Source organism: Microbacterium sufflavum, assembly GCF_023101165.1.
Classification (GTDB): domain Bacteria; phylum Actinomycetota; class Actinomycetes; order Actinomycetales; family Microbacteriaceae; genus Microbacterium; species Microbacterium sufflavum.
In genome coordinates this window covers 3,443,458-3,461,707 of sequence record NZ_CP078076.1, presented here as the reverse complement: position 1 = coordinate 3,461,707, position 18,250 = coordinate 3,443,458, and the positions used below count along the sequence as shown (strand labels likewise).

General features: G+C 70.4%; 18 protein-coding genes and 1 pseudogene. 7 read left to right on the top strand and 12 right to left on the bottom strand.

Going from position 1 to position 18,250, the window contains the following annotated elements; all coding sequences use genetic code 11:
• Positions 1-3: 3 nt before the first annotated feature.
• Positions 4-1,577 (top strand): annotated as a pseudogene (locus KV394_RS16820) (FAD-dependent oxidoreductase).
• Here KV394_RS16820 and KV394_RS16815 read toward each other — a convergent pair.
• Together KV394_RS16815 and KV394_RS16810 are read right to left on the bottom strand one after the other, a co-directional pair.
• The gene (locus KV394_RS16815; RefSeq protein ID WP_240753228.1) at positions 1,571-3,079 is read right to left on the bottom strand and encodes a sensor histidine kinase; all 1,509 of its coding nucleotides are present in this window, start codon (positions 3,077-3,079) and stop codon (positions 1,571-1,573) included. The pseudogene KV394_RS16820 and the gene KV394_RS16815 sit on opposite strands and share 7 nt — an antisense overlap.
• 11 nt (positions 3,080-3,090) lie before the next feature.
• On the bottom strand, positions 3,091-3,819 hold the full coding sequence (locus KV394_RS16810; RefSeq protein ID WP_136030408.1) for a response regulator transcription factor: 729 nt from the start codon (positions 3,817-3,819) through the stop codon (positions 3,091-3,093).
• Positions 3,820-3,923: 104 nt separating this feature from the next.
• Between KV394_RS16810 and KV394_RS16805 the strand changes: the two genes are divergently transcribed.
• Positions 3,924-5,174 (top strand): FAD-binding oxidoreductase, encoded by a 1,251-nt coding sequence (locus tag KV394_RS16805; protein WP_247981946.1) that lies wholly within the window; start codon positions 3,924-3,926, stop codon positions 5,172-5,174.
• Positions 5,175-5,234: 60 nt separating this feature from the next.
• Here KV394_RS16805 and gndA read toward each other — a convergent pair whose 3' ends face one another.
• Entirely contained in the window at positions 5,235-6,689 is a 1,455-nt protein-coding gene (gene gndA / locus KV394_RS16800) for an NADP-dependent phosphogluconate dehydrogenase (RefSeq protein WP_136030406.1), read from the bottom strand.
• A 149-nt stretch (positions 6,690-6,838) separates the two neighbouring features.
• Between gndA and KV394_RS16795 the strand changes: the two genes are divergently transcribed.
• Both KV394_RS16795 and KV394_RS16790 read left to right on the top strand, forming a co-directional pair.
• Entirely contained in the window at positions 6,839-7,897 is a 1,059-nt protein-coding gene (locus KV394_RS16795; RefSeq protein ID WP_136030404.1) for a D-2-hydroxyacid dehydrogenase, read from the top strand.
• 11 nt (positions 7,898-7,908) lie between these two features.
• Positions 7,909-8,430, top strand: a complete 522-nt coding sequence (locus KV394_RS16790; RefSeq protein WP_247981945.1) for a gluconokinase — start codon at positions 7,909-7,911, stop codon at positions 8,428-8,430.
• On the opposite strand, the gene KV394_RS17405 is transcribed toward KV394_RS16790, so the two are convergent.
• Entirely contained in the window at positions 8,415-8,540 is a 126-nt protein-coding gene (locus tag KV394_RS17405; protein WP_275090547.1) for a hypothetical protein, read from the bottom strand. The two genes, KV394_RS16790 and KV394_RS17405, sit on opposite strands and share 16 nt — an antisense overlap.
• A gap of 222 nt (positions 8,541-8,762) precedes the next feature.
• Here KV394_RS17405 and KV394_RS16785 point away from each other — a divergent pair, with 222 nt between their 5' ends.
• Together KV394_RS16785 and pth are read left to right on the top strand one after the other, a co-directional pair.
• Positions 8,763-9,377 carry a 50S ribosomal protein L25/general stress protein Ctc gene (locus KV394_RS16785; RefSeq protein ID WP_136030399.1) on the top strand — a complete coding sequence of 205 codons (615 nt, stop codon included), beginning with the start codon at positions 8,763-8,765 and terminating at the stop codon, positions 9,375-9,377.
• Between the two features lie 96 nt (positions 9,378-9,473).
• Positions 9,474-10,055 (top strand): aminoacyl-tRNA hydrolase, encoded by a 582-nt coding sequence (gene pth, locus KV394_RS16780; protein ID WP_136036311.1) that lies wholly within the window; start codon positions 9,474-9,476, stop codon positions 10,053-10,055.
• Between the two features lie 12 nt (positions 10,056-10,067).
• Here the strand turns inward: pth and KV394_RS16775 are convergent, their stop codons facing one another.
• Together KV394_RS16775 and trpS are read right to left on the bottom strand one after the other, a co-directional pair.
• Positions 10,068-10,745: a hypothetical protein gene (locus KV394_RS16775; RefSeq protein ID WP_247981944.1), complete on the bottom strand. Its 678-nt coding sequence runs from the start codon at positions 10,743-10,745 to the stop codon at positions 10,068-10,070.
• Positions 10,746-10,794: 49 nt separating this feature from the next.
• A complete protein-coding gene (gene trpS / locus KV394_RS16770; RefSeq protein WP_136044440.1) occupies positions 10,795-11,799 on the bottom strand; it encodes a tryptophan--tRNA ligase in 1,005 nt (334 codons plus the stop codon).
• 60 nt (positions 11,800-11,859) lie between these two features.
• Here trpS and KV394_RS16765 point away from each other — a divergent pair, with 60 nt between their 5' ends.
• A complete protein-coding gene (locus KV394_RS16765) occupies positions 11,860-12,519 on the top strand; it encodes a DUF4166 domain-containing protein (protein WP_136036309.1) in 660 nt (219 codons plus the stop codon).
• Positions 12,520-12,562: 43 nt separating this feature from the next.
• On the opposite strand, the gene KV394_RS16760 is transcribed toward KV394_RS16765, so the two are convergent.
• The 6 genes from KV394_RS16760 to sdhC form a co-directional block, all read right to left on the bottom strand.
• Positions 12,563-13,402, bottom strand: coding sequence for an exodeoxyribonuclease III (locus tag KV394_RS16760; protein ID WP_136030390.1), 840 nt, complete (start codon positions 13,400-13,402; stop codon positions 12,563-12,565).
• Between the two features lie 9 nt (positions 13,403-13,411).
• The gene (locus KV394_RS16755) at positions 13,412-14,626 is read right to left on the bottom strand and encodes a YihY/virulence factor BrkB family protein (protein ID WP_247981943.1); all 1,215 of its coding nucleotides are present in this window, start codon (positions 14,624-14,626) and stop codon (positions 13,412-13,414) included.
• Between the two features lie 101 nt (positions 14,627-14,727).
• Complete coding sequence (locus KV394_RS16750; RefSeq protein WP_136030386.1) at positions 14,728-15,495, bottom strand: succinate dehydrogenase iron-sulfur subunit; 768 nt, start codon at positions 15,493-15,495, stop codon at positions 14,728-14,730.
• Between the two features lie 2 nt (positions 15,496-15,497).
• A complete protein-coding gene (gene sdhA / locus KV394_RS16745) occupies positions 15,498-17,324 on the bottom strand; it encodes a succinate dehydrogenase flavoprotein subunit (RefSeq protein ID WP_136030384.1) in 1,827 nt (608 codons plus the stop codon).
• A 19-nt stretch (positions 17,325-17,343) separates the two neighbouring features.
• Positions 17,344-17,784: a succinate dehydrogenase hydrophobic membrane anchor subunit gene (locus KV394_RS16740; RefSeq protein WP_136030382.1), complete on the bottom strand. Its 441-nt coding sequence runs from the start codon at positions 17,782-17,784 to the stop codon at positions 17,344-17,346.
• Positions 17,784-18,218 (bottom strand): succinate dehydrogenase, cytochrome b556 subunit, encoded by a 435-nt coding sequence (sdhC, locus tag KV394_RS16735; RefSeq protein WP_136030381.1) that lies wholly within the window; start codon positions 18,216-18,218, stop codon positions 17,784-17,786. Before sdhC ends, KV394_RS16740 begins: the two co-directional genes overlap by 1 nt.
• Between the last annotated feature and the right edge of the window lie 32 nt (positions 18,219-18,250).

Genomic DNA, 18,250 nt, shown 5'->3' with positions numbered 1-18,250 from the left:
ACCGTGATCACGACATTCGCCGCTGCACGCCAGCGCGTCCTCGCCGTGCTGGGCGCGCTGTCGATGTACCGCCTGGTGCTGTTCGCCCTCATCGCCCTCGCCGCGATCGCCCTCGTCCTGTCGCTGTTCGGGGTGATCGTGTCGCCGACGCCCGTCGAGCTCGTGGTGTCGTTCGCGGTGCTCGCGGCCGTGATCTCGGCGGTGGACGCGGCGGCGCAGCGTATCCTCCGGCTGCCGTGGCGGATCGAGTCGTCGCTGGTGACCGCGCTCATCCTGCTGTTCGTGCTGCGTCCCGGTGTGGAGCCCGCAGCCTTGCTCGGGTTCGCGATCGCGGGCGCCATGGCGAGCGTGTCGAAGTACGTGATCGCCTGGCGCGGCCGCCACATCTTCAACCCGGCGGCCTTCGGTGCGGCGGTCGTCTCGATCCTCGGCGCGTTCGGAGCCTTCGCGTGGCTGGGTACCTCGTCGTCGTGGTGGGTCGGCACTCCGGTGCTCGCCGTGCCGGTGGTGCTGCTCGGGCTCGCCGTGCTCTGGCGCACCGAGAAGATCCGGGTCGTGTCGTTCTTCCTCGTGGCCGCGGTGGCCACGTCCCTGGTGCGCCAGGCCGTGCAGGCGGCGCAGTTCGACATCCCGTTCGACCTCGTCACGGCGCTGTCGTTCGCGGTGCTGCAGTCGCCGTTCCTGTTCCTCGGCGCGTCATGCTGTCCGAGCCGCTCACGCTCCCGCCGCGACGGCGACAGCAGCTCGCGGTCGCGGTCCTGGTCGGTGTGCTCGCCGGCTGGCCGATCTCGGTGGCCGGGCTGTTCACGCTCGGCCAGGAGCGGGCGCTGCTGATCGGCAACCTGCTCGCCTTCGCGTTCGCGCTGCGCGGCTCGGTGCGGCTCGTGCTGGAGCGTCGCACCTTCGTCACCCCGACCGCGCAGGAGCTCACGTTCCGCGCGAAGGGGCGGGTCCGGTTCCTCGCCGGCCAGTACCTCGAGCTGGACGTGCCGCACCGCCGTCCCGACGCGCGGGGCACTCGACGGGAGTTCAGCATCGTCTCGGCACCGGCCGACCTGCCGACGCTGCGCATCGCGTACAAGAACGGCGACCAGAAGCACCCGTCCAGCTACAAGCGCGCGCTGGCGGCCGCGGAGCCGGGGGCGACGTTCGCGGTCACCGGCACGTGGGGCGACTTCGTCCTGCCGCGCGGCGAGCAGCCCGTGCTCATGGTCGCGGCGGGCATCGGCGTGACGCCGTTCGTGTCGCAGTTGCGGCAGCTGCGGGCCACGGGTCAGCAGCGCGACGTGGTGCTGGTCTACGTCGCCGCGGAGGCCGCGGAGCTCGCGTTCCGGGAGGAGCTGGAGGCGACCGGCGTGCGGACGGTGGTGTTCACGCGCGACGAGCCCACCGGGCTTCCCGCGCACTGGTCCTGGGCGCGGGGCGCGCGCCTGGGTGCGGAGTCGCTCGAGCAGGCCGTGCCCGACCTGGCCGAGCGGCACGCGTTCATCTCCGGACCGCCGCGGCTGATCGCCGACCTCGCGCCGGCGCTGCAGAGGGCGCGCAGCCTCACGACCGACGCGTTCGCGGGTTACTGAGCGGGGGCCGGAGCGGGCGCGGACGGGATCCGCACCGTGAAGGTGGTGTCACCCGGCTCGCTGGTCACGTCGATCACGCCCCCGTGCCCCTCGACGATGGCCTTCACGATCGCGAGGCCGAGCCCGGTGCCGCCGGTCTGACGGGCGCGCGAGGTGTCACCGCGGGCGAAGCGGGCGAAGAGCTCGTCGCGGATCGCGGGGTCGATGCCCGGCCCGTCGTCGTGCACGCGGAGCACGGCGTCGTCGCCCTCCCTGGCGACGCTGAGCGTCACCGTGGTCCCCGCCGGGGTGTGTGCCCTGGCGTTCGCGAGCAGGTTCGCGACCACCTGGTGCATGCGCCCGGCATCGCCCAGGATCAGCACCGGCTCGTCCGGGACCTCGATGCTCCAGTGGTGCTCGGGTGCGGTCGGCCGCGCGTCGGAGAGGCCCTCCAGCGCGAGCTGCGCGAGGTCGACGTTGCTGTAGACGAGCTCACGGCCCTCGTCGAGCCGGGCGAGCAGCAGCAGGTCCTCCACGAGCCTGGTCATGCGCAGCGACTGCGCCTGGATGCGCTCCAGCGACGACGTGGTGCCCTCGATCGCCTCCGGGGCCTTGGCGGGGTCGGTCGCGGCGTCCGCCTGACGGAGGGCGCGCAGGGAGAGCTCGGAGTAGCCGCGGATCGAGGCGAGCGGGGTGCGCAGCTCGTGGCTCGCGTCGGCGACGAACTGCCGCATGCGCTCCTCGTTCTTCTGCCGAGCGGCGAGGGAGACGTCCACGTGGTCGAGCAGCTTGTTGAGCGCCGCGCCCACCAGTCCGGTCTCCGTGCGCGGATCGGCCTCGGCGGGCGGCACGCGCTCGGTGATGCTGACCTCGCCGCGGTCGAGCTGCTGGTTCGCGACCCGGGTGGCGGTCGCGGCGACCGCGCGCAGCGGACGAAGGCTCACCCGGATGGTCACCGCGGTGGTGAGGGCGAGGAGGATCAGGCCGCCCACGGTCGCGAGCACGATCACGGTGAGCAGCTGCGTGAGCTGGTTCTGGATCTCGTCGCGGGGGAGTCCGGTGACCACGACGACGCCGTTGCTCGCGGTGGTCGCGAAGACGCGGTACGAGCCGAGCCCGTCGAACGTGATGGTGCCTTGGGTGCCGAGGGCGACCGTGCCGTACAGCTGTCGCAGCTGCTCGGAGGTGAGGGTGGTCGACCGGTTGCTGAGCTCGGCGCGGTTGTCGTGGAACGCGACGCCCGTGGCACCGGCGACGGGGCTTCCCACCGAGAGCAGCAGCCCGGGCACGGGGTCGATGCGGTAGAGGATGTTCTCGACGGTCGCGTCGGACGGCGCGACCCGCTCGACGACCTGGTCGCGGATCGTGACCGCGTAGCCCTTGACCTTGTCGTCGAGCTGCTGTTCGAGCGTGCTGCCGAGGGTGGCGCTGGTGATGATGGCGACGATGACGAGGATGAGCGACACGAAGCCGATCACGGCCGTCATGAGCCGCGTCTGCAGGCTCATGGGGCGTCGCGTCATCGTCGCTCCGCTCACTGCGGGGCCTTGATCATGTAGCCGACGCCGCGCACCGTGTGCAGCAGAGGAGTGCGTCCGGCGTCGATCTTCTTGCGCAGGTAGGAGATGTACAGCTCGACCACCGACGACTTGCCGCCGAAGTCGTAGCTCCACACCCGGTCGAGGATCTGCGCCTTCGACAGCACGCGGCGCTCGTTGCGCATCAGGTAGCGCAGCAGCTCGAACTCGGTCGCGGTCAGCTCGATCTCGGTGCCGTCGCGCACGACCTCGTGGCTGTCCTCGTTGAGCGTGAGGTCGGCCACGCGGAGGATGGACTGCCCGTCGTCTGCGGTGGCGTGGCCGGTGCGGCGGATGATCGCGCGCAGGCGGGCGATCACCTCTTCGAGGCTGAACGGCTTGGTCACGTAGTCGTCGCCGCCGGCGGTGAGGCCCGCCACGCGGTCGCCGACGGCGTCCTTGGCCGTGAGGAACAGCACGGGCACGAGGTTGCCCGCATCGCGGAGCCGCTTGAGCACGGACATCCCGTCGAGGTCGGGCATCATGATGTCGAGCACGAGCGCGTCCGGCTCGAACTCCTTGGCCACCTGGATGGCCTCGAGGCCGGACGACGCGGTGCGCACCTCCCACCCCTCCATCCGCAGGGCCATGGCGAGCAGGTCGGTGAGCATCTGCTCGTCGTCCACGGCGAGGATGCGCAGAGGGGAGCCGTCGGGGCGGCGCAGTTCGGGCAGGTCGCTGGTCATAGCGTCTATTCTGCGGAATCTCCTATGCGATTTCTATGGAGGCCGCTATGTGTTCTCTGGGAACAGCCCTCCCGAATGTCTGCGCCCGGGTCTACCGTGTGCTCATGACCGACAGCGTCGAGCATCCTTCCCCCATCGTCCACCGTCCCTCCACCGTCTCCGAGGTCGCCGACCTCGTCCGTCGCGCCGCGCGGGAACCCGTCCCGCTGACCGTCGTCTCCGGCGGCCACGGCCCCTGGTCGCACGCCCCCGCACCCGGCATCCGCATCGAGCTCGGCGCCCTGTCCTCCGTCGAGGTCGAGGGCACCAGGGTCCGCATCGGCGGCGGCGCCGTCTGGGGCCACGTGGCCGCGGAGCTCGCGAACCACGGCCTCGCGCTCAGCTCGGGCGACACCGCGAGCGTCGGCGTGGGCGGTCTCACCCTCGGCGGCGGCATCGGCTGGATGGTCCGCGCCTGGGGCCTCGCGGTCGACCAGCTGGTCGGCGCGCAGGTCGTGACCGCGACCGGCGACGTGATCGAGACCTCCGCCGACGAGCACCCCGACCTGTTCTGGGCGCTGCGCGGCGGTGGCGGCAACTTCGGCATCGTCACCCGCTTCGACTTCGAGGCGCACCGGCTCCCGGGCATCGCGCTGGCCGAGAACGTCGTCGACGGTGATGCCACCGACGTCCTCCGGGCGACACGCGACCTGATGCGCGATGCCCCGCGCGAGCTCACCGTCACGTTCATGGACGTGCCGCCGATGGACCCGAGTGCTCCGGCGGGCGCCAGGCTCACCGCGGTCTGGGCCGGCCCCGAGCCCAAGGCGCTGCAGGCCGCCCTCGCCCCGATCGCCGCGCTCGATGGCGTGCACAGTGAGGTCAGTACGCCGGCCTACCGCGACATCCTGCTGGAGATGCCGCAGCCCGAGGCGGAGGAGGCCCCCGCTCCTCCCGGGTTCATCGCGGCCAACGGGCTCATGTCCGACCTCGATGACGAGCTGATCGACCGCCTGATCGCCTTCCGGAGCGCCTATCCGGCGTCGGTCGTGTTCCTGCGCTCGCTCGGCGGCGCCTTCGCCGACGTGCCCCAGGAGGCGACCGCGTTCCCCGCCCGTTCCGCGACCTGGTTCGTGATGGCGGCCGCCTTCGACATCCCCGGACTGCTCGACGACGCCGCGCGCGAGCGCGCTGCCGTCGAGGTCCAGCGGATCGCCGCGGGGCGCCTCGCCGAGTACAGCAACTTCGTCGACACGGAGCAGTCCGAGACGGTCGCCGGCATGTATGCCGAAGAGGCGTTCGCCCGGCTCCGCGAGGTCAAGCGGCAGTGGGACCCGCAGAACCTGTTCCGCCGCAACCACAACATCAGCGTCTGAGCGACGACGCACGAGGGCCCGGGAACCATGCGGTTCCCGGGCCCTCGTCGCACGGAGGCGTCAGTGCGTGTCCTCGGCCTCGATCTCGGTGCGGTCGCCCGACCACAGCGTGTGGAACGTCCCGTCCTTGTCGATGCGCTTGTAGGTGTGGGCGCCGAAGAAGTCGCGCTGACCCTGCACGAGCGCGGCGGGGAGGCGGTCGGCGCGGATGCCGTCGTAGTACGACAGCGACGACGAGAACGCCGGGGCGGGGATGCCCGACTGCGCGGCCGTCACCACGACGCGGCGCCAGGCGGACTGGGCGCGGGTCAGCGCCTCGGCGAAGTACGGCGCCGTCATCAGCACGGGAAGGTCGGGCGTCTCGGCGTAGGCGTCCGCGATCCGGTTCAGGAACTGCGCCCGGATGATGCAGCCGCCGCGCCAGATCTTGGAGATCGCGCCGAGGTCGATGTTCCAGCCGTACTCGGCGGCCCCCGCGCGGATCTCGTCGAAGCCCTGCGAGTACGCGACGATCTTCGACGCGTAGAGCGCCAGGCGCACGTCCTCGATGAACGCATCGACCTGATCGGCCGGCACGGTGAACTCCTCGTCGGGTCCGGGGAGCGACGCGGCGACGGCGCGCTGCTCGGGGTGCGAGGAGAGCGAGCGGGCGAAGGTCGCCTCGGCGATGCCGGAGACCGGGACGCCGAGCGACAGCGCGGTCTGCACGGTCCAGGCACCGGTGCCCTTGGCGCCGGCCTGGTCGAGGATCACATCGACGAGGGGCTTGCCGGTCTCCGCATCCACCTGACGGAGCACCTCGGCGGTGATCTCAATCAGGTACGACTCGAGCTCGCCGCGGTTCCACTCCGCGAAGATCTCGGCGATCTCGGCGGGCGACTTGCCGGTGCCGCGACGGATGAGGTCGTAGGCCTCGGCGATCAGCTGCATGTCGGCGTACTCGATGCCGTTGTGCACCATCTTGACGAAGTGGCCGGCACCGTCGTGACCCACGTGCGTGACGCACGGTTCGCCCTCGGCGACCGCCGCGATGGACTTGAGGATCGGGCCGAGCGTGACCCACGACTCGTCGGAGCCGCCGGGCATGATCGAGGGACCGGTGAGCGCACCCTCTTCGCCGCCGGAGATGCCGGCGCCGACGAAGTTGATGCCCGTCTCCCGCACGGCCTTCTCGCGGCGGATGGTGTCGGGGAAGTAGGCGTTGCCGCCGTCGACGATGATGTCGCCCGGCTCGAACACCTCGACCAGCGAATCGATCACCGCGTCGGTCGGGGCACCCGCCTTGACCATGATGATGGCCGTGCGCGGCTTCTGCAGCGCATCGGCGAACTCCTGGTACGTCCGGGCGGGGATGAAGCCGGCTTCCGGATGCTCCTCGAGGAGGGTCTCGGTCTTCTCGTAGCTGCGGTTGAAGATCGCCACGGTGTTGCCCTCGCGGCTGGCGAGGTTGCGGGCGAGGTTCGACCCCATGACGGCGAGTCCGACGACTCCGATGTTCGCTGATGCTTCGGGCACAGAGGGCTCCTCGATCGTGAAGAAGGGTTGTGTTCAGCGTATCGCTGTGCGGTCGGTCGGTGCGCGATCGTGTCCGCGTGAGGCAGCGGCGGTGCGGCCCGCCTCGACCTCTACGCTGGTCGGAGCAGGCCTGCAGAGAGGGAGTCGCCGTGACGGAGTCCGAGAAGAAGGTGCGCGCCGTGGTGGCGGTGCCGCTGCCCGAGGAGCTGTGCCGGCTCATCGAAGAGCTGGAGCCGCGCCTGGAGGTGGTGAGCGATCCGTCGCTCGTGCCGCCGATGCGCGGGCCCGCGGACTGGTCGGGCGACCCCGGGTTCACGCGCACGCCGCAGCAGCAGGAGGCCTTCGACGCCCTGGTCGACTCCGCCGACGTGCTGTTCGGGATCCCGGACGTCGATCCCCGCGCCCTGGCGCGCACGGTGTCCGCGAACCCGCGGCTGCGCTGGGTCATGACCACGGCGGCGGGCGGCGGGAGCACGGTGCGCGCCGCGGACCTCGGTCGCGCCGACCTGGACCGGGTCGTCTTCACCACGAGCGCCGGCGTGCACGGTGGCACGCTCGCCGAGTTCGCGGTGTTCGCCGTGCTCGCCGGTGCCAAGGGGTTGCCGCGTCTGCTGGAGGATCAGCGCGACCGTCGCTGGCCCGAGCGGTGGGAGATGAGGCAGGTCGAGGAGATGACGGTGCTCGTCGTCGGGTTGGGCGGGATCGGAGCGGAGTGCGCGCGCCGATTCGATGCGCTGGGTGCGCGGGTGTGGGGCACGAGCCGTTCCGGCCGCCCGGTGGAGGGGGTCGAGCGGCTCGTCTCGCCGGATGCGCTGAGCGAGGTGGTCGCGGAGGTCGACGCGATCGTGGTCACGCTGCCCGGTACCGCGCAGACCCGGCACCTGATCGGCGACGACGTGCTGCGGGCGGTGCGCCCCGGGGTGATCGTCACCAACGTGGGCCGGGGGAGCGTGATCGACGAGGCCGCGCTGCTGCGGGCGCTGGACGACGGGCGCGTGGGGTTCGCCGGGCTGGACGTGTTCGAGGAGGAGCCGCTGCCGGAGGACTCGCCCCTGTGGTCGCACCCGCGCGTGCTCGTGAGTCCGCACACCGCGGCGCTCAGCTCCCGCGAGGAGGAGCGCATCGCCCGCCGCTTCGCGGAGAACGCCACCCGCCTGCTCGACGGCCGCGAGCTGCGCGCCGTGGTCGACACCGTCGAGTTCTACTGATCCGGGCGGCGATGAGCGTCCGCATCGTGGTGATGGGGCCGAGCGGCTCGGGCAAGTCGACGGTGGGCCGGGCCCTCGCGGAGGCGCTGGACGCGCGGTTCGTCGACGGTGACGATCTGCATCCGCTCACCAGCGTCGACAAGATGGCTGCCGGTGTCCCGCTCGACGACGAGGACCGCCTGCCGTGGTTGCGGGTCGTGGGCGAGACGCTGCGCGCGCACGACCGGATCGTGATCGCCTGCTCCGCGCTGCGGCGTCGCTACCGCGAGGCGATCAGGGCGGGGGCGCCGGAGGCGTTCTTCGCGGAGCTCGTCGTCGATCCTGCGGTGCTGGCCGCGCGGATGCGGGCGAGGGAGGACCACTTCATGCCGGCGTCGCTGCTGGACTCGCAGCTCGCGGCGCTGGAGCCGCTGGAGGGCGATGAGCGCGGGGTGCGGGTCGAGGCCACGCGGAACCCCGCCGGGGAGGTCGACGCCATCGTCGCCGCGTGGCGGGACGAGGAGCGTCGGAGGGGCGATCAGTCCTTGCGGTAGCCGGAGCGGCCGAGCGAGAACAGTGCGCCCGCGGTGCCGATCGCGGCGCAGAGCGTCATGGCGCCGATGAGCCAGAGGAGGACGTGCGAGAGGAAGGCGCCGTCGAGCATGGGGGTACTCCGAGTTCTGCAGAAGGGACGGTGTCCTCAGCCTATCGGGTGATCCGGTACCATGGACACGTACCTCGGCGAGGGATGCTTCTGCGCGTGCGCGGATCTCCGTAATCGACGCGGCGAAGCAAGCCCGGTGGCTTTCCTCACGCGTCCGCGTTCGAGTTCACAATTCCAAGACCACCGCGCGGCGCCTTCGCTGCGTGCCCCGAAGGAGAACCCATGTCTGAAGACACCACGGTCCACGCCGAGCTGCGCAACAGCTTCGGCAAGGGCTTCGCCCGTCGTCTGCGCGCCGCCGGCAAGATCCCCGCCGTCATCTACGGCCACGGCACCGAGCCCGTGCACGTCGCGCTCCCGGGCCACCAGGTCTCGCTGATCGTGCGTCGCGCGAACGCGCTGCTCGACCTCGACATCGAGGGCACCTCGCAGCTCGCGCTCGTCAAGGACGTGCAGAAGGACCCGGTGCACCAGATCATCGAGCACATCGACCTGCTGGTCGTGAAGAAGGGCGAGAAGGTCGCGATCGACGTTCCCGTCGTCGTCACGGGCGAGTCGGCTCCCGGCACCATCGTCAACCTCGACGCGACCACGCTGTCGGTCGAGGCCGAGGCCACCCACATCCCGGAGCACATCGAGGTGTCGGTCGAGGGTCTCGAGGAGGGCGCGCACATCACGGCCGCCGACGTCACCCTGCCCAAGGGCTCGTCGCTGCTGACCGACCCCGAGGTCCTGGTCGTCGCGATCGCCGTTCCGGCCGCTCCGGTCGAGGACGAGGCCGAGGCCGCCGAGGGCGAGGCTCCCGCCGAGGCTGCCGAGGAGGCCGCCGCGGAGTGATCTCCGACAGCTTCACCACGGAGGGGACGCGATCGCATCGCGTCCCCTCCGTCGTATCCTGACCGGGTGCGCGGCGCCCGCGAGAGAGGACGAGGAATGGCAGTCACTTGGCTCGTTGTCGGACTCGGCAACCCGGGCCCGCGGTACGAGGCGACCCGCCACAACATCGGCCAGCTGGTCGTCGACGAGTTGGCGAGCAGGCGCGGCGAGACGTTCCGTGAGCACAAGGGCGGTGCTCGTGTGGTGGAGACGTGGCTGCGCCCGGGGGCGGACAAGCTCGTGCTCGCCAAGCCGAACACCTTCATGAACGTCTCGGGGACACCGGTCGCCGCACTGGCCCGGTTCTACTCCGTCGCGCCGGAGCACGTGGTCGTGGTGCACGACGAGCTCGACATCCCGTTCGACACGGTGAAGCTGAAGACGGGCGGCGGCCACGGCGGACACAACGGCGTGCGCGACGTGGCGCGCGCGCTCACGACGCCCGAGTTCCCGCGCGTGCGCGTGGGGATCGGGCGCCCGCCCGGGCGTCAGGACCCCGCCGATTGGGTGCTGTCCCCGTTCGGGAAGGACGAGCGGGCGAACCTGCCGCTCCTCGTCGCGGATGCCGCCGATGCGGTCGAGCTGCTGGTGGACGAGGGGCTCCTGGCCGCGCAGCAGAAGCACCACGCGCCCCGCTGAGCGGTCGTGCGCTCAGGCGGGGGAGCCCGCGAATCCGGCGGCACCACCGACGGCGAACGTGACGAGCACGACGGCGGAGAAGATCACGACGCCGAGCACGGCGAGCACGAGCGCGGCGATCCCGGCACCGCGACCCTGCCGACGGCGGATCGCGATGATGCCGAGGACGAGCGCGGCGATACCGAACACCGTCCCGGTCCAGAACGACAGCTCCGCCCACAGCACCTGATCTCGCGCCGGGCTGAGGACGCTCAGGTCATTACCGCTCGAGACGCCGTTGGGGAGTCGTCGGCCGATCTCGAAGGCGCTGATGCCGCCGAGGATCGGGGCCACGACAGCCGCGACGAGGGAGAAGACGAGGGCGAGCGAGCCCAGGACGCCGGAGCGCTGCGGAGCCGCATCCGGCACGCTGTAGGCCCCGGACGGCACCGCGTAGCCGCCCACGGGCACGGCGTAGGCACCGGGAGGGGCGGCGGGTGCGACCGGAGCCGCGGTCGGGTACGCGCCGGGGGCAGCGGCGTATGCCGGGGGTACCGGGGCGGCTGCGTACGACGGCGGGACCGGGGCGGCATCGTATGCGGGCGGGACCGGGGCGGCGGTCGGCGCGGGGGCGTATGCCGGGGGTGCCGGCGGGGGTCCGTCGGGGGTCGAGCGTGCGCCGGGGGGAGGAGGCAGCTGGGGATCGGTCACGCCCCCATCCTAGAGGCGCTGCCGTCCTCGCCCCCGGGCGCCGCAGCCGTCAGACCCGCCGGAGCAGTCCGACGCGGTCGTACACGTCGGACAGCGTCGCATCGGCGACGGCGTCCGCGCGGGCGGCGTTCGCGGCGAGGATGCGGTCGAGCTCGGCCGGGTCGTCGAGGAGCTCGAGCGCGCGCTCCCGCACCGGCCCGAACTCCGCCACCACGACCTCTGCCAGGCCCTTCTTGAAGTCTCCGTAGCCACGGCCCGCGTACTCGTCCTCGATCGCGGCGATCTGCCGACCGGTGAGGGCTGCGTAGATCGTCAGCAGGTTCGAGACACCGGGCTTGTTCTCGCGGTCGAACCGCACCGAGCCCTCGTTGTCGGTCACGGCCCGCATGATCTTCTTGGCCGACTTGGCCGGGTCGTCGAGCATCCACAGGACGCCGGCGTCGCTCTCCGCCGACTTCGACATCTTCGCGGTCGGGTTCTGCAGGTCGTAGATCCGTGCCGTCTCCTTCTGGATGACGGGGATCGGCACCGTGAAGGTGGGACCGAAGCGCGTGTTGAAGCGCTCGGCGAGGTCGCGCGTGAGCTCGACGTGCTGCTTCTGGTCGTCGCCGACCGGCACGACGTCGGTCTGGTAGAGGAGGATGTCCGCGGCCATGAGCACTGGATAGGTGAAGAGTCCGACGCTGGTCGCGTCAGCGCCGTACCGGGCGGACTTGTCCTTGAACTGCGTCATGCGACCGGCCTCGCCGAAACCGGTGATCGTGCTGAGGATCCAGGCCAGCTCGGCGTGTGCGCGCACGTGGGACTGCACGTACAGCGTCGACTGCGAGGGCTCGATGCCCGCTGCGATGTACTGCGCAGCCGTCCGGCGCGTCTTCTCCCGCAGCTCCGCCGGCTCCTGGGCCACGGTCAGGGCGTGCAGGTCGACCACGGAGAAGAAGGCGTCGTACGAGTTCTGCAGCTCTCGCCACTGCAGGAGAGCGCCGATGTAGTTGCCGATCTGGAGGGAGTCGGCGGAGGGCTGCATTCCGGAGTAGAGACGAGGCTTGTTCACCCGTCAATCCTATGCGCCCGTCGCGCGGCCCTCCGCGCGGCCGTCGCCTACGCTGGCGGCATGACCGAGACACCCCCGCCCGCACGAGGCCAGGTCTTCCTCGACGCCCTCGGAGCGGAGGCGGAGCGACTGCATCCGGAACTGCTCGCCTCGTTCCGTCGCCCCTCGGCCGTCGGTCACGCGGAGGGGGTGTTCGCGATCGCGGGAAGCCGCTTCGGTCGATGGTCGGCGCTCGCCCGTCCCGTCGTGGGCCCGCGTCTGCTCGTCACCGCCCGGGGCCGCGCGGTGCCCTTCACGCTGATGACGGTGTCCGGGCGGTCTCCGTCGGGGCGTGCCACGCTCGACTCCGTCCGCGTGTTCGGCTTCTCCCGCGGTGCGCAGGAGATCGCCGACCGTCTGACCGTGAGCGTCCGCCCTGGGCTGGTGCGCAACCTCCTCGGCTCGCGCGGTCGGGTCGAGCTGATCGAGGCGTGCTCCGTGACACCGGAGGGGTTCCTCCGCATGAGCACGGTGCGGGTCGCGCTGCGTCTGTGCGGTCGACGGGTCGCGCTCCGCGGACCCCTCGGCGTGCACGTCGATCTCGTGGACGGCTGGGACGAGGAGCACCGTCGTCGCACGATCGACATGCGCGCGGTGAACCCGGTGCTGGGGACGGTCTTGGAGTACCGCGGGTGGTACCGCGAACAGGACCGGCACGCTGCTGCGCAGCCCGGCTCTTAGCCCGGCTCCTAGCGAGCCGATCCGTGTCCGGGGTGAGGCGTCGTCAGTACGAGTAGTCGACGACGACCGGTGCGTGGTCGCTCCAGCGCTGGTCGTAGGCGGCGGCCCTGGCGACGTGGTAAGCCTCGACCCGTTCCGCGAGAGCGGGAGTTGCGAGGTGGTAGTCGATGCGCCACCCGGAGTCGTTGTCGAATGCCTTCCCGCGCATGGACCACCACGTGTACGGACCGTCGACCTCACCGTGGAAGCGGCGCCCGACATCGACCCAGCCGAGGCCGGTGCCGACCGAGCCATCGGTCCCCGTGATCGACGTGCCCGCCTCGCCGAGGAACCGGTCGAAGTACGCGCGTTCCCGCGGGAGGAAGCCGGCCTTGGTACGGTTCCCGCGCCAGTTCTTGATGTCGAGCTCGCGGTGGCCGACGTTGAGGTCGCCCGTGACGAGGGCGAGGGCGCCGTCGGTGTTCAGCGACGCGAGTCGGGCCTCGAACGCGTCGAGGAACTTCCACTTCTCGTCCTGCTTCGGGGTGTCCGCCTCGCCCGAGTGCACGTAGGCGCTGACCACCGTCAGCGGCCGGTCGCCGATCACGTAGTCGGCCTCGATCCAGCGACCCTTCGAATCGAAGTCCTCGGGCCCGAAGTCGGTGCGGGAAGCGACGGCGGGGAGGCGGCTGGCGATCGCGACGCCTGCGCGCCCCTTCGCCGTCGCCTCGTCGTGCACGAAGGTCCATCCGGGGAGGGCGGCCTCGATGTGCTCGTCCTGACCGCGGACCTCCTGCAGGGTGAGGATGTCGATGTCCGCCGCGTCGAGCCACGAGCTCATCCCGTTGCGAGCCGCCGCTCGGATCCCGTTTACATTGACCGTGGCGATACGCAGATGAGGCATTCCTCCAGCCTAACGAGCGCCTCCGACATCACCGCGGTCCTGGCGGTGGTTGAGCTCCGTGAGCAGACGCTGTGCCAGCGGGGAACCCGCCGGCAGCGGCGGCGGGGCAGTGGCCTCGAGGTGCGCCACTTCCTCCCGTGCGCGGCGCAGCGCCCGCTCGGTCGCCCACACGCGGTACCAGGGGGCGGCATCGCGGTCCGCCTGCGCGTCTCGGGCTCGGATGCGCGCGGCGACGAGCAGCGCCCGGTGCTCGTCGATGCGGCGCTCCGCCTCGGTCTGGGCGAGGAGCGGCAGGTCGCGGTCCTGCGCCGTCACCGCCATCCACGACGCCGCGACGAGCATCACGACGCCGTTCACGCGGAACCACAGCAGCAGTCCGACGAAGATCGCGAACGTGGCCAGGAGAGGGTTCGACGGCGTGTAGCTCAGCAGGAAGCCGACACCGAACTGCAGCACGGTCATGGCCGCACCGCCGAGGAGTGCGCCCGGCCAGATCACTCCCCAGTGCAGCGAGGTCCCGGTGAGGAATCGCACCATCGCGGCCAGGGCCCCGGTCAGGAGCACGAAGGACACGAGCACGGTCCCGATCCGGATGCTGAGGTTCAGCCCGTCCGATCCGGAGTCCCACCCGAGGAGGGTGAGGAGCCAGCGCAGCACGGCCGCACTGGCCGAGCTGAGGGCCGACCCGAGGATCAGGGCCACCCCGAAGATGAGGGCCGCGAGCAGATCGCGGGCCTTCAGCAGCAGGTAGCTGCGGCGGTCGGGCTCGAGCCCGAAGATGTCTCGCACGGCGCGGCGGGAGAAGGTGACCCAGCCGATCGCGGTCCAGATCACCGTGCCCAGGGCGATGAGGCCGGTGACGCCGAGCACGCCGGTCGTGTTGGAGGCGATCTCCTGCACCTGCTGCGGTGTGAACACGCCGCCCTGATCGAGGATCAGGTTCGGGATGTAGTTGTTGATGATGTCGATGAGGCCGTTGACGGCATCTTCGCTGCCGCCCAGCCAGAGACCGGCGATGGCGAAGGCCAGGTACACCGCGGCGAAGATGGCGAACAGCGCCTGATAGCTCACGCCCGCGGCGAGCAGGAAGCCGTTGTGCTGCAGGAAGTGTCGCCACACCCGTACCGGGAACAGTCCCAGGGTGCGCTGCGTCAGCGCGGTCGCGCGCTCGACCGCCGCATCGAGACGACCGGGCTCGGTCGCGGCACCAGTGGGGTCGGACACGACCCCACCCTATCCAAGGCGCCCCACGCCGGGACGCCTCCGAGACGCGCGAAGGGCGGCTCCGCAGTCGGAGCCGCCCTTCGCGCGGGGGAGGAGATGCCTCAGGGGCGTCCGCGAAGGACCGCCTGCTTGACCTCTGCGATCGCCTTCGTGACCTCGATGCCGCGGGGGCACGCCTCGGAGCAGTTGAAGGTCGTGCGGCAGCGCCACACACCCTCCTTGTCGTTGAGGATGTCGAGGCGCACGGCGGCGTTGTCGTCGCGCGAGTCGAAGATGAAGCGGTGCGCGTTGACGATGGCCGCCGGGCCGAAGTACTGACCGTCGGTCCAGAACACGGGGCACGAGGAGGTGCACGCGGCGCACAGGATGCACTTGGTGGTGTCGTCGAAGACCTCGCGGTCGGCGATGGTCTGCAGGCGCTCCTTGCCCTTCTCCGGCACGGAGTTCGCGACGAGGAACGGCTGCACCTCGCGGTACGACGCGAAGAACGGCTCCATGTCGACGACGAGGTCCTTCTCCAGCGGCAGACCCTTGATGGCCTCGACGTAGATGGGCTTCGAGATGTCGAGGTCCTTGATCAGCGTCTTGCAGGCGAGGCGGTTCCGTCCGTTGATGCGCATGGCGTCGGAGCCGCAGATCCCGTGGGCGCAGGAGCGGCGGAACGTGAGCGAACCGTCGACCTCCCACTTGATCTTGTGCAGGGCGTCGAGCACGCGGTCGGTGGAGTAGAGCTCCACGTCGTAGTCGACCCAGTGCGGCTCGGCGTCGACCTCGGGGTCGAACCGGCGGATGTTGAACGTGACGATGAAGGACTGGATGCCGGTGTCTTCGGTCGTCTCCGCGGGGGCTTCGGCGATGGCGTTCGACATGGTCAGTACTTCCTCTCCATCGGCGGGTAGTTCAACTCGCCCTTGTCGTTCTTGGTGAACACGACGGGCTTCCAGTCGAGCTTGATGTGGTCGCTGGGGTCCGACGAGTGCGGGTCGCCCGTCAGGTAGGCCATGGTGTGCTTCATGTAGTTCTCGTCGTCGCGCTTCGGGAAGTCGTCGCGCATGTGACCGCCGCGGCTCTCCTCGCGGTTCTGCGCCGCGTAGACGACGACCTCGGCGATGTCGAGCAGGAAGCCCAGCTCCACGGCCTCGAGCAGGTCGGTGTTGAACCGGTGGCCCTTGTCGTCGACGTGCACGTTCTTGTAGCGCTCGCGCAGCTCGGCGATCACGCCCAGCACGTGCTGCAGCGACTCGTGCGTGCGGAACACCTGCGCGCCCTTGTCCATCTCGTCCTGCAGCGTCTTGCGCAGCACGGCGATGCGCTCGGTGCCCTGGTTGTTGCGCAGGTCCTCGAGCATGCCGGAGACGAACGCGGCGGGGTTCTCGGGGAGCGGAACGAACTCGGCGGTCTTGACGTACTCCACGGCGTTGCGGCCGCTTCGCTTGCCGAAGACGTTGATGTCGAGCAGCGAGTTGGTGCCGAGGCGGTTGGCGCCGTGCACCGAGACGCACGCGCACTCGCCGGCGGCGTACAGGCCGGGCACCACGGTGTCGTTGTCGGCCAGCACCTCGCCGTTGTTGTTGGTGGGGATGCCGCCCATGGCGTAGTGCGCGGTCGGCATCACGGGGACGGGCTCCACGACCGGGTCGACGCCCAGGTACGTGCGCGCGAACTCGGTGATGTCGGGGAGCTTGGTCTCGAGCACCTCGGCACCCAGGTGCGTGCAGTCGAGCAGCACGTAGTCCTTGTGCGGTCCGGCGCCGCGGCCCTCCGCGACCTCCTGCACCATGCAGCGCGCGACGATGTCACGCGGCGCGAGGTCCTTGATGGTGGGGGCGTATCGCTCCATGAACCGTTCGCCCGAGGCGTTGCGGAGGATCGCGCCCTCACCGCGGGCACCCTCGGTGAGGAGGATGCCGAGTCCGGCGAGTCCGGTCGGGTGGAACTGGAAGAACTCGAGGTCCTCCAGCGGGAGGCCCTTGCGCCAGACGATGCCGACGCCGTCGCCCGTGAGCGTGTGCGCGTTCGACGTGGTCTTGAAGATCTTCCCGAAGCCGCCGGTCGCGAAGATGACGGCCTTGGACTGGAAGACGTGCAGCTCACCCGTGGCGAGGTCGTAGGCGACGACGCCGGCGATCTGGGTCTTGCCCGCCTCGTCCTTCACGGTGATGAGGTCGAGCACATAGAACTCGTTGAAGAAGTTGATGCCGAGCTTGACGCAGTTCTGGAACAGCGTCTGCAGGATCATGTGACCGGTGCGGTCGGCGGCGTAGCAGGCGCGGCGGACCGGGGTCTTGCCGTGCTCGGCGGTGTGACCGCCGAAGCGACGCTGGTCGATCTTGCCCTCGGGCGTGCGGTTGAAGGGAAGGCCCATGTTCTCGAGGTCGATGACCGCGTCGATGGCTTCCTTCGCGAGGATCTCCGCCGCGTCCTGGTCGACGAGGTAGTCGCCGCCCTTGACCGTGTCGAAGGTGTGCCACTCCCAGGAGTCCTCCTCGACGTTCGCGAGCGCCGCCGCCATGCCGCCCTGCGCGGCACCGGTGTGCGAGCGCGTCGGGTACAGCTTCGAGATCACGGCCGTCTTCGCGCCGGGGCCCGCCTCGATGGCCGCCCGCATCCCGGCGCCGCCGGCGCCCACGATGACGATGTCGAACTGGTGGTAGTGCACGCCGTCACGGACGACGGAATCCTGGGTCTGGGTAGTCACTTCTCGTATGCCTCTTCTTCTAGCCCTGCGCCTGGCAGGTCTCCCACAGCGTGCTGGACTCGGTCACACCCAGGCAGGGGTCGAACGTGAAGACGACCAGCGTGCCGAGGATGATGAGCAGGCCGGCGGCCAGCCCGAGTGCCCACACGAGTGCCTTGCGGGCGGTGGCGTTGGTCACGTAGTCGTTCACGATCGTGCGCATGCCGTTGGCGCCGTGGATGAGCGCGAGCCACAGCATCAGCACGTCCCACCACTGCCAGAACGGCGTGGCGAACTTGCCGGCGATGAACGCGAAGTCGAGGGCGTGGATGCCCTCGCCGAGCATGAGGTTGACGAAGAGGTGGCCGAAGATCAGCACGACGAGCACGACGCCCGACACGCGCATGAAGACCCAGCCCCACTTCTCCAGGTTCACCCCGCGCTGACGGCGGGCGGGGGCGACGGCGGTCTGAGCGCTCATCAGTGTCCTCCTCCGAAGCCGGCGAATGCGAGCATCAGGTGGCGGGGCACGAAGCCGGCCATGATGATGCCCCAGACGAGCAGAACGCCCCAGAAGAGCTGGCGCTGGTACTTGGCGCCCTTCGACCAGAAGTCCACGGCGATGATGCGCAGACCGTTCATGGCGTGGAACACGATGCCGGCCACGAGCACGACCTCGCCGAGCGCCATGACCGGGTTCTTGTACGTGCCGATGACCGCGTCGTACGCCTCCGGCGACACCCTGATGAGCGCCGTGTCGAGCACGTGCACCAACAGGAAGAAGAAGATGGCGACTCCGGTGATGCGGTGAAGCACCCACGACCACATGCCTTCGCGACCCCGGTAGAGGGTGCCGCGGGGGGTCTTGGACGTGGTTTCCGAAATCGACGGTGTCAAGCGAGCGCTTGTGGACACGGTCGTCCTCCCTGGATCGATGTGACTCGGTC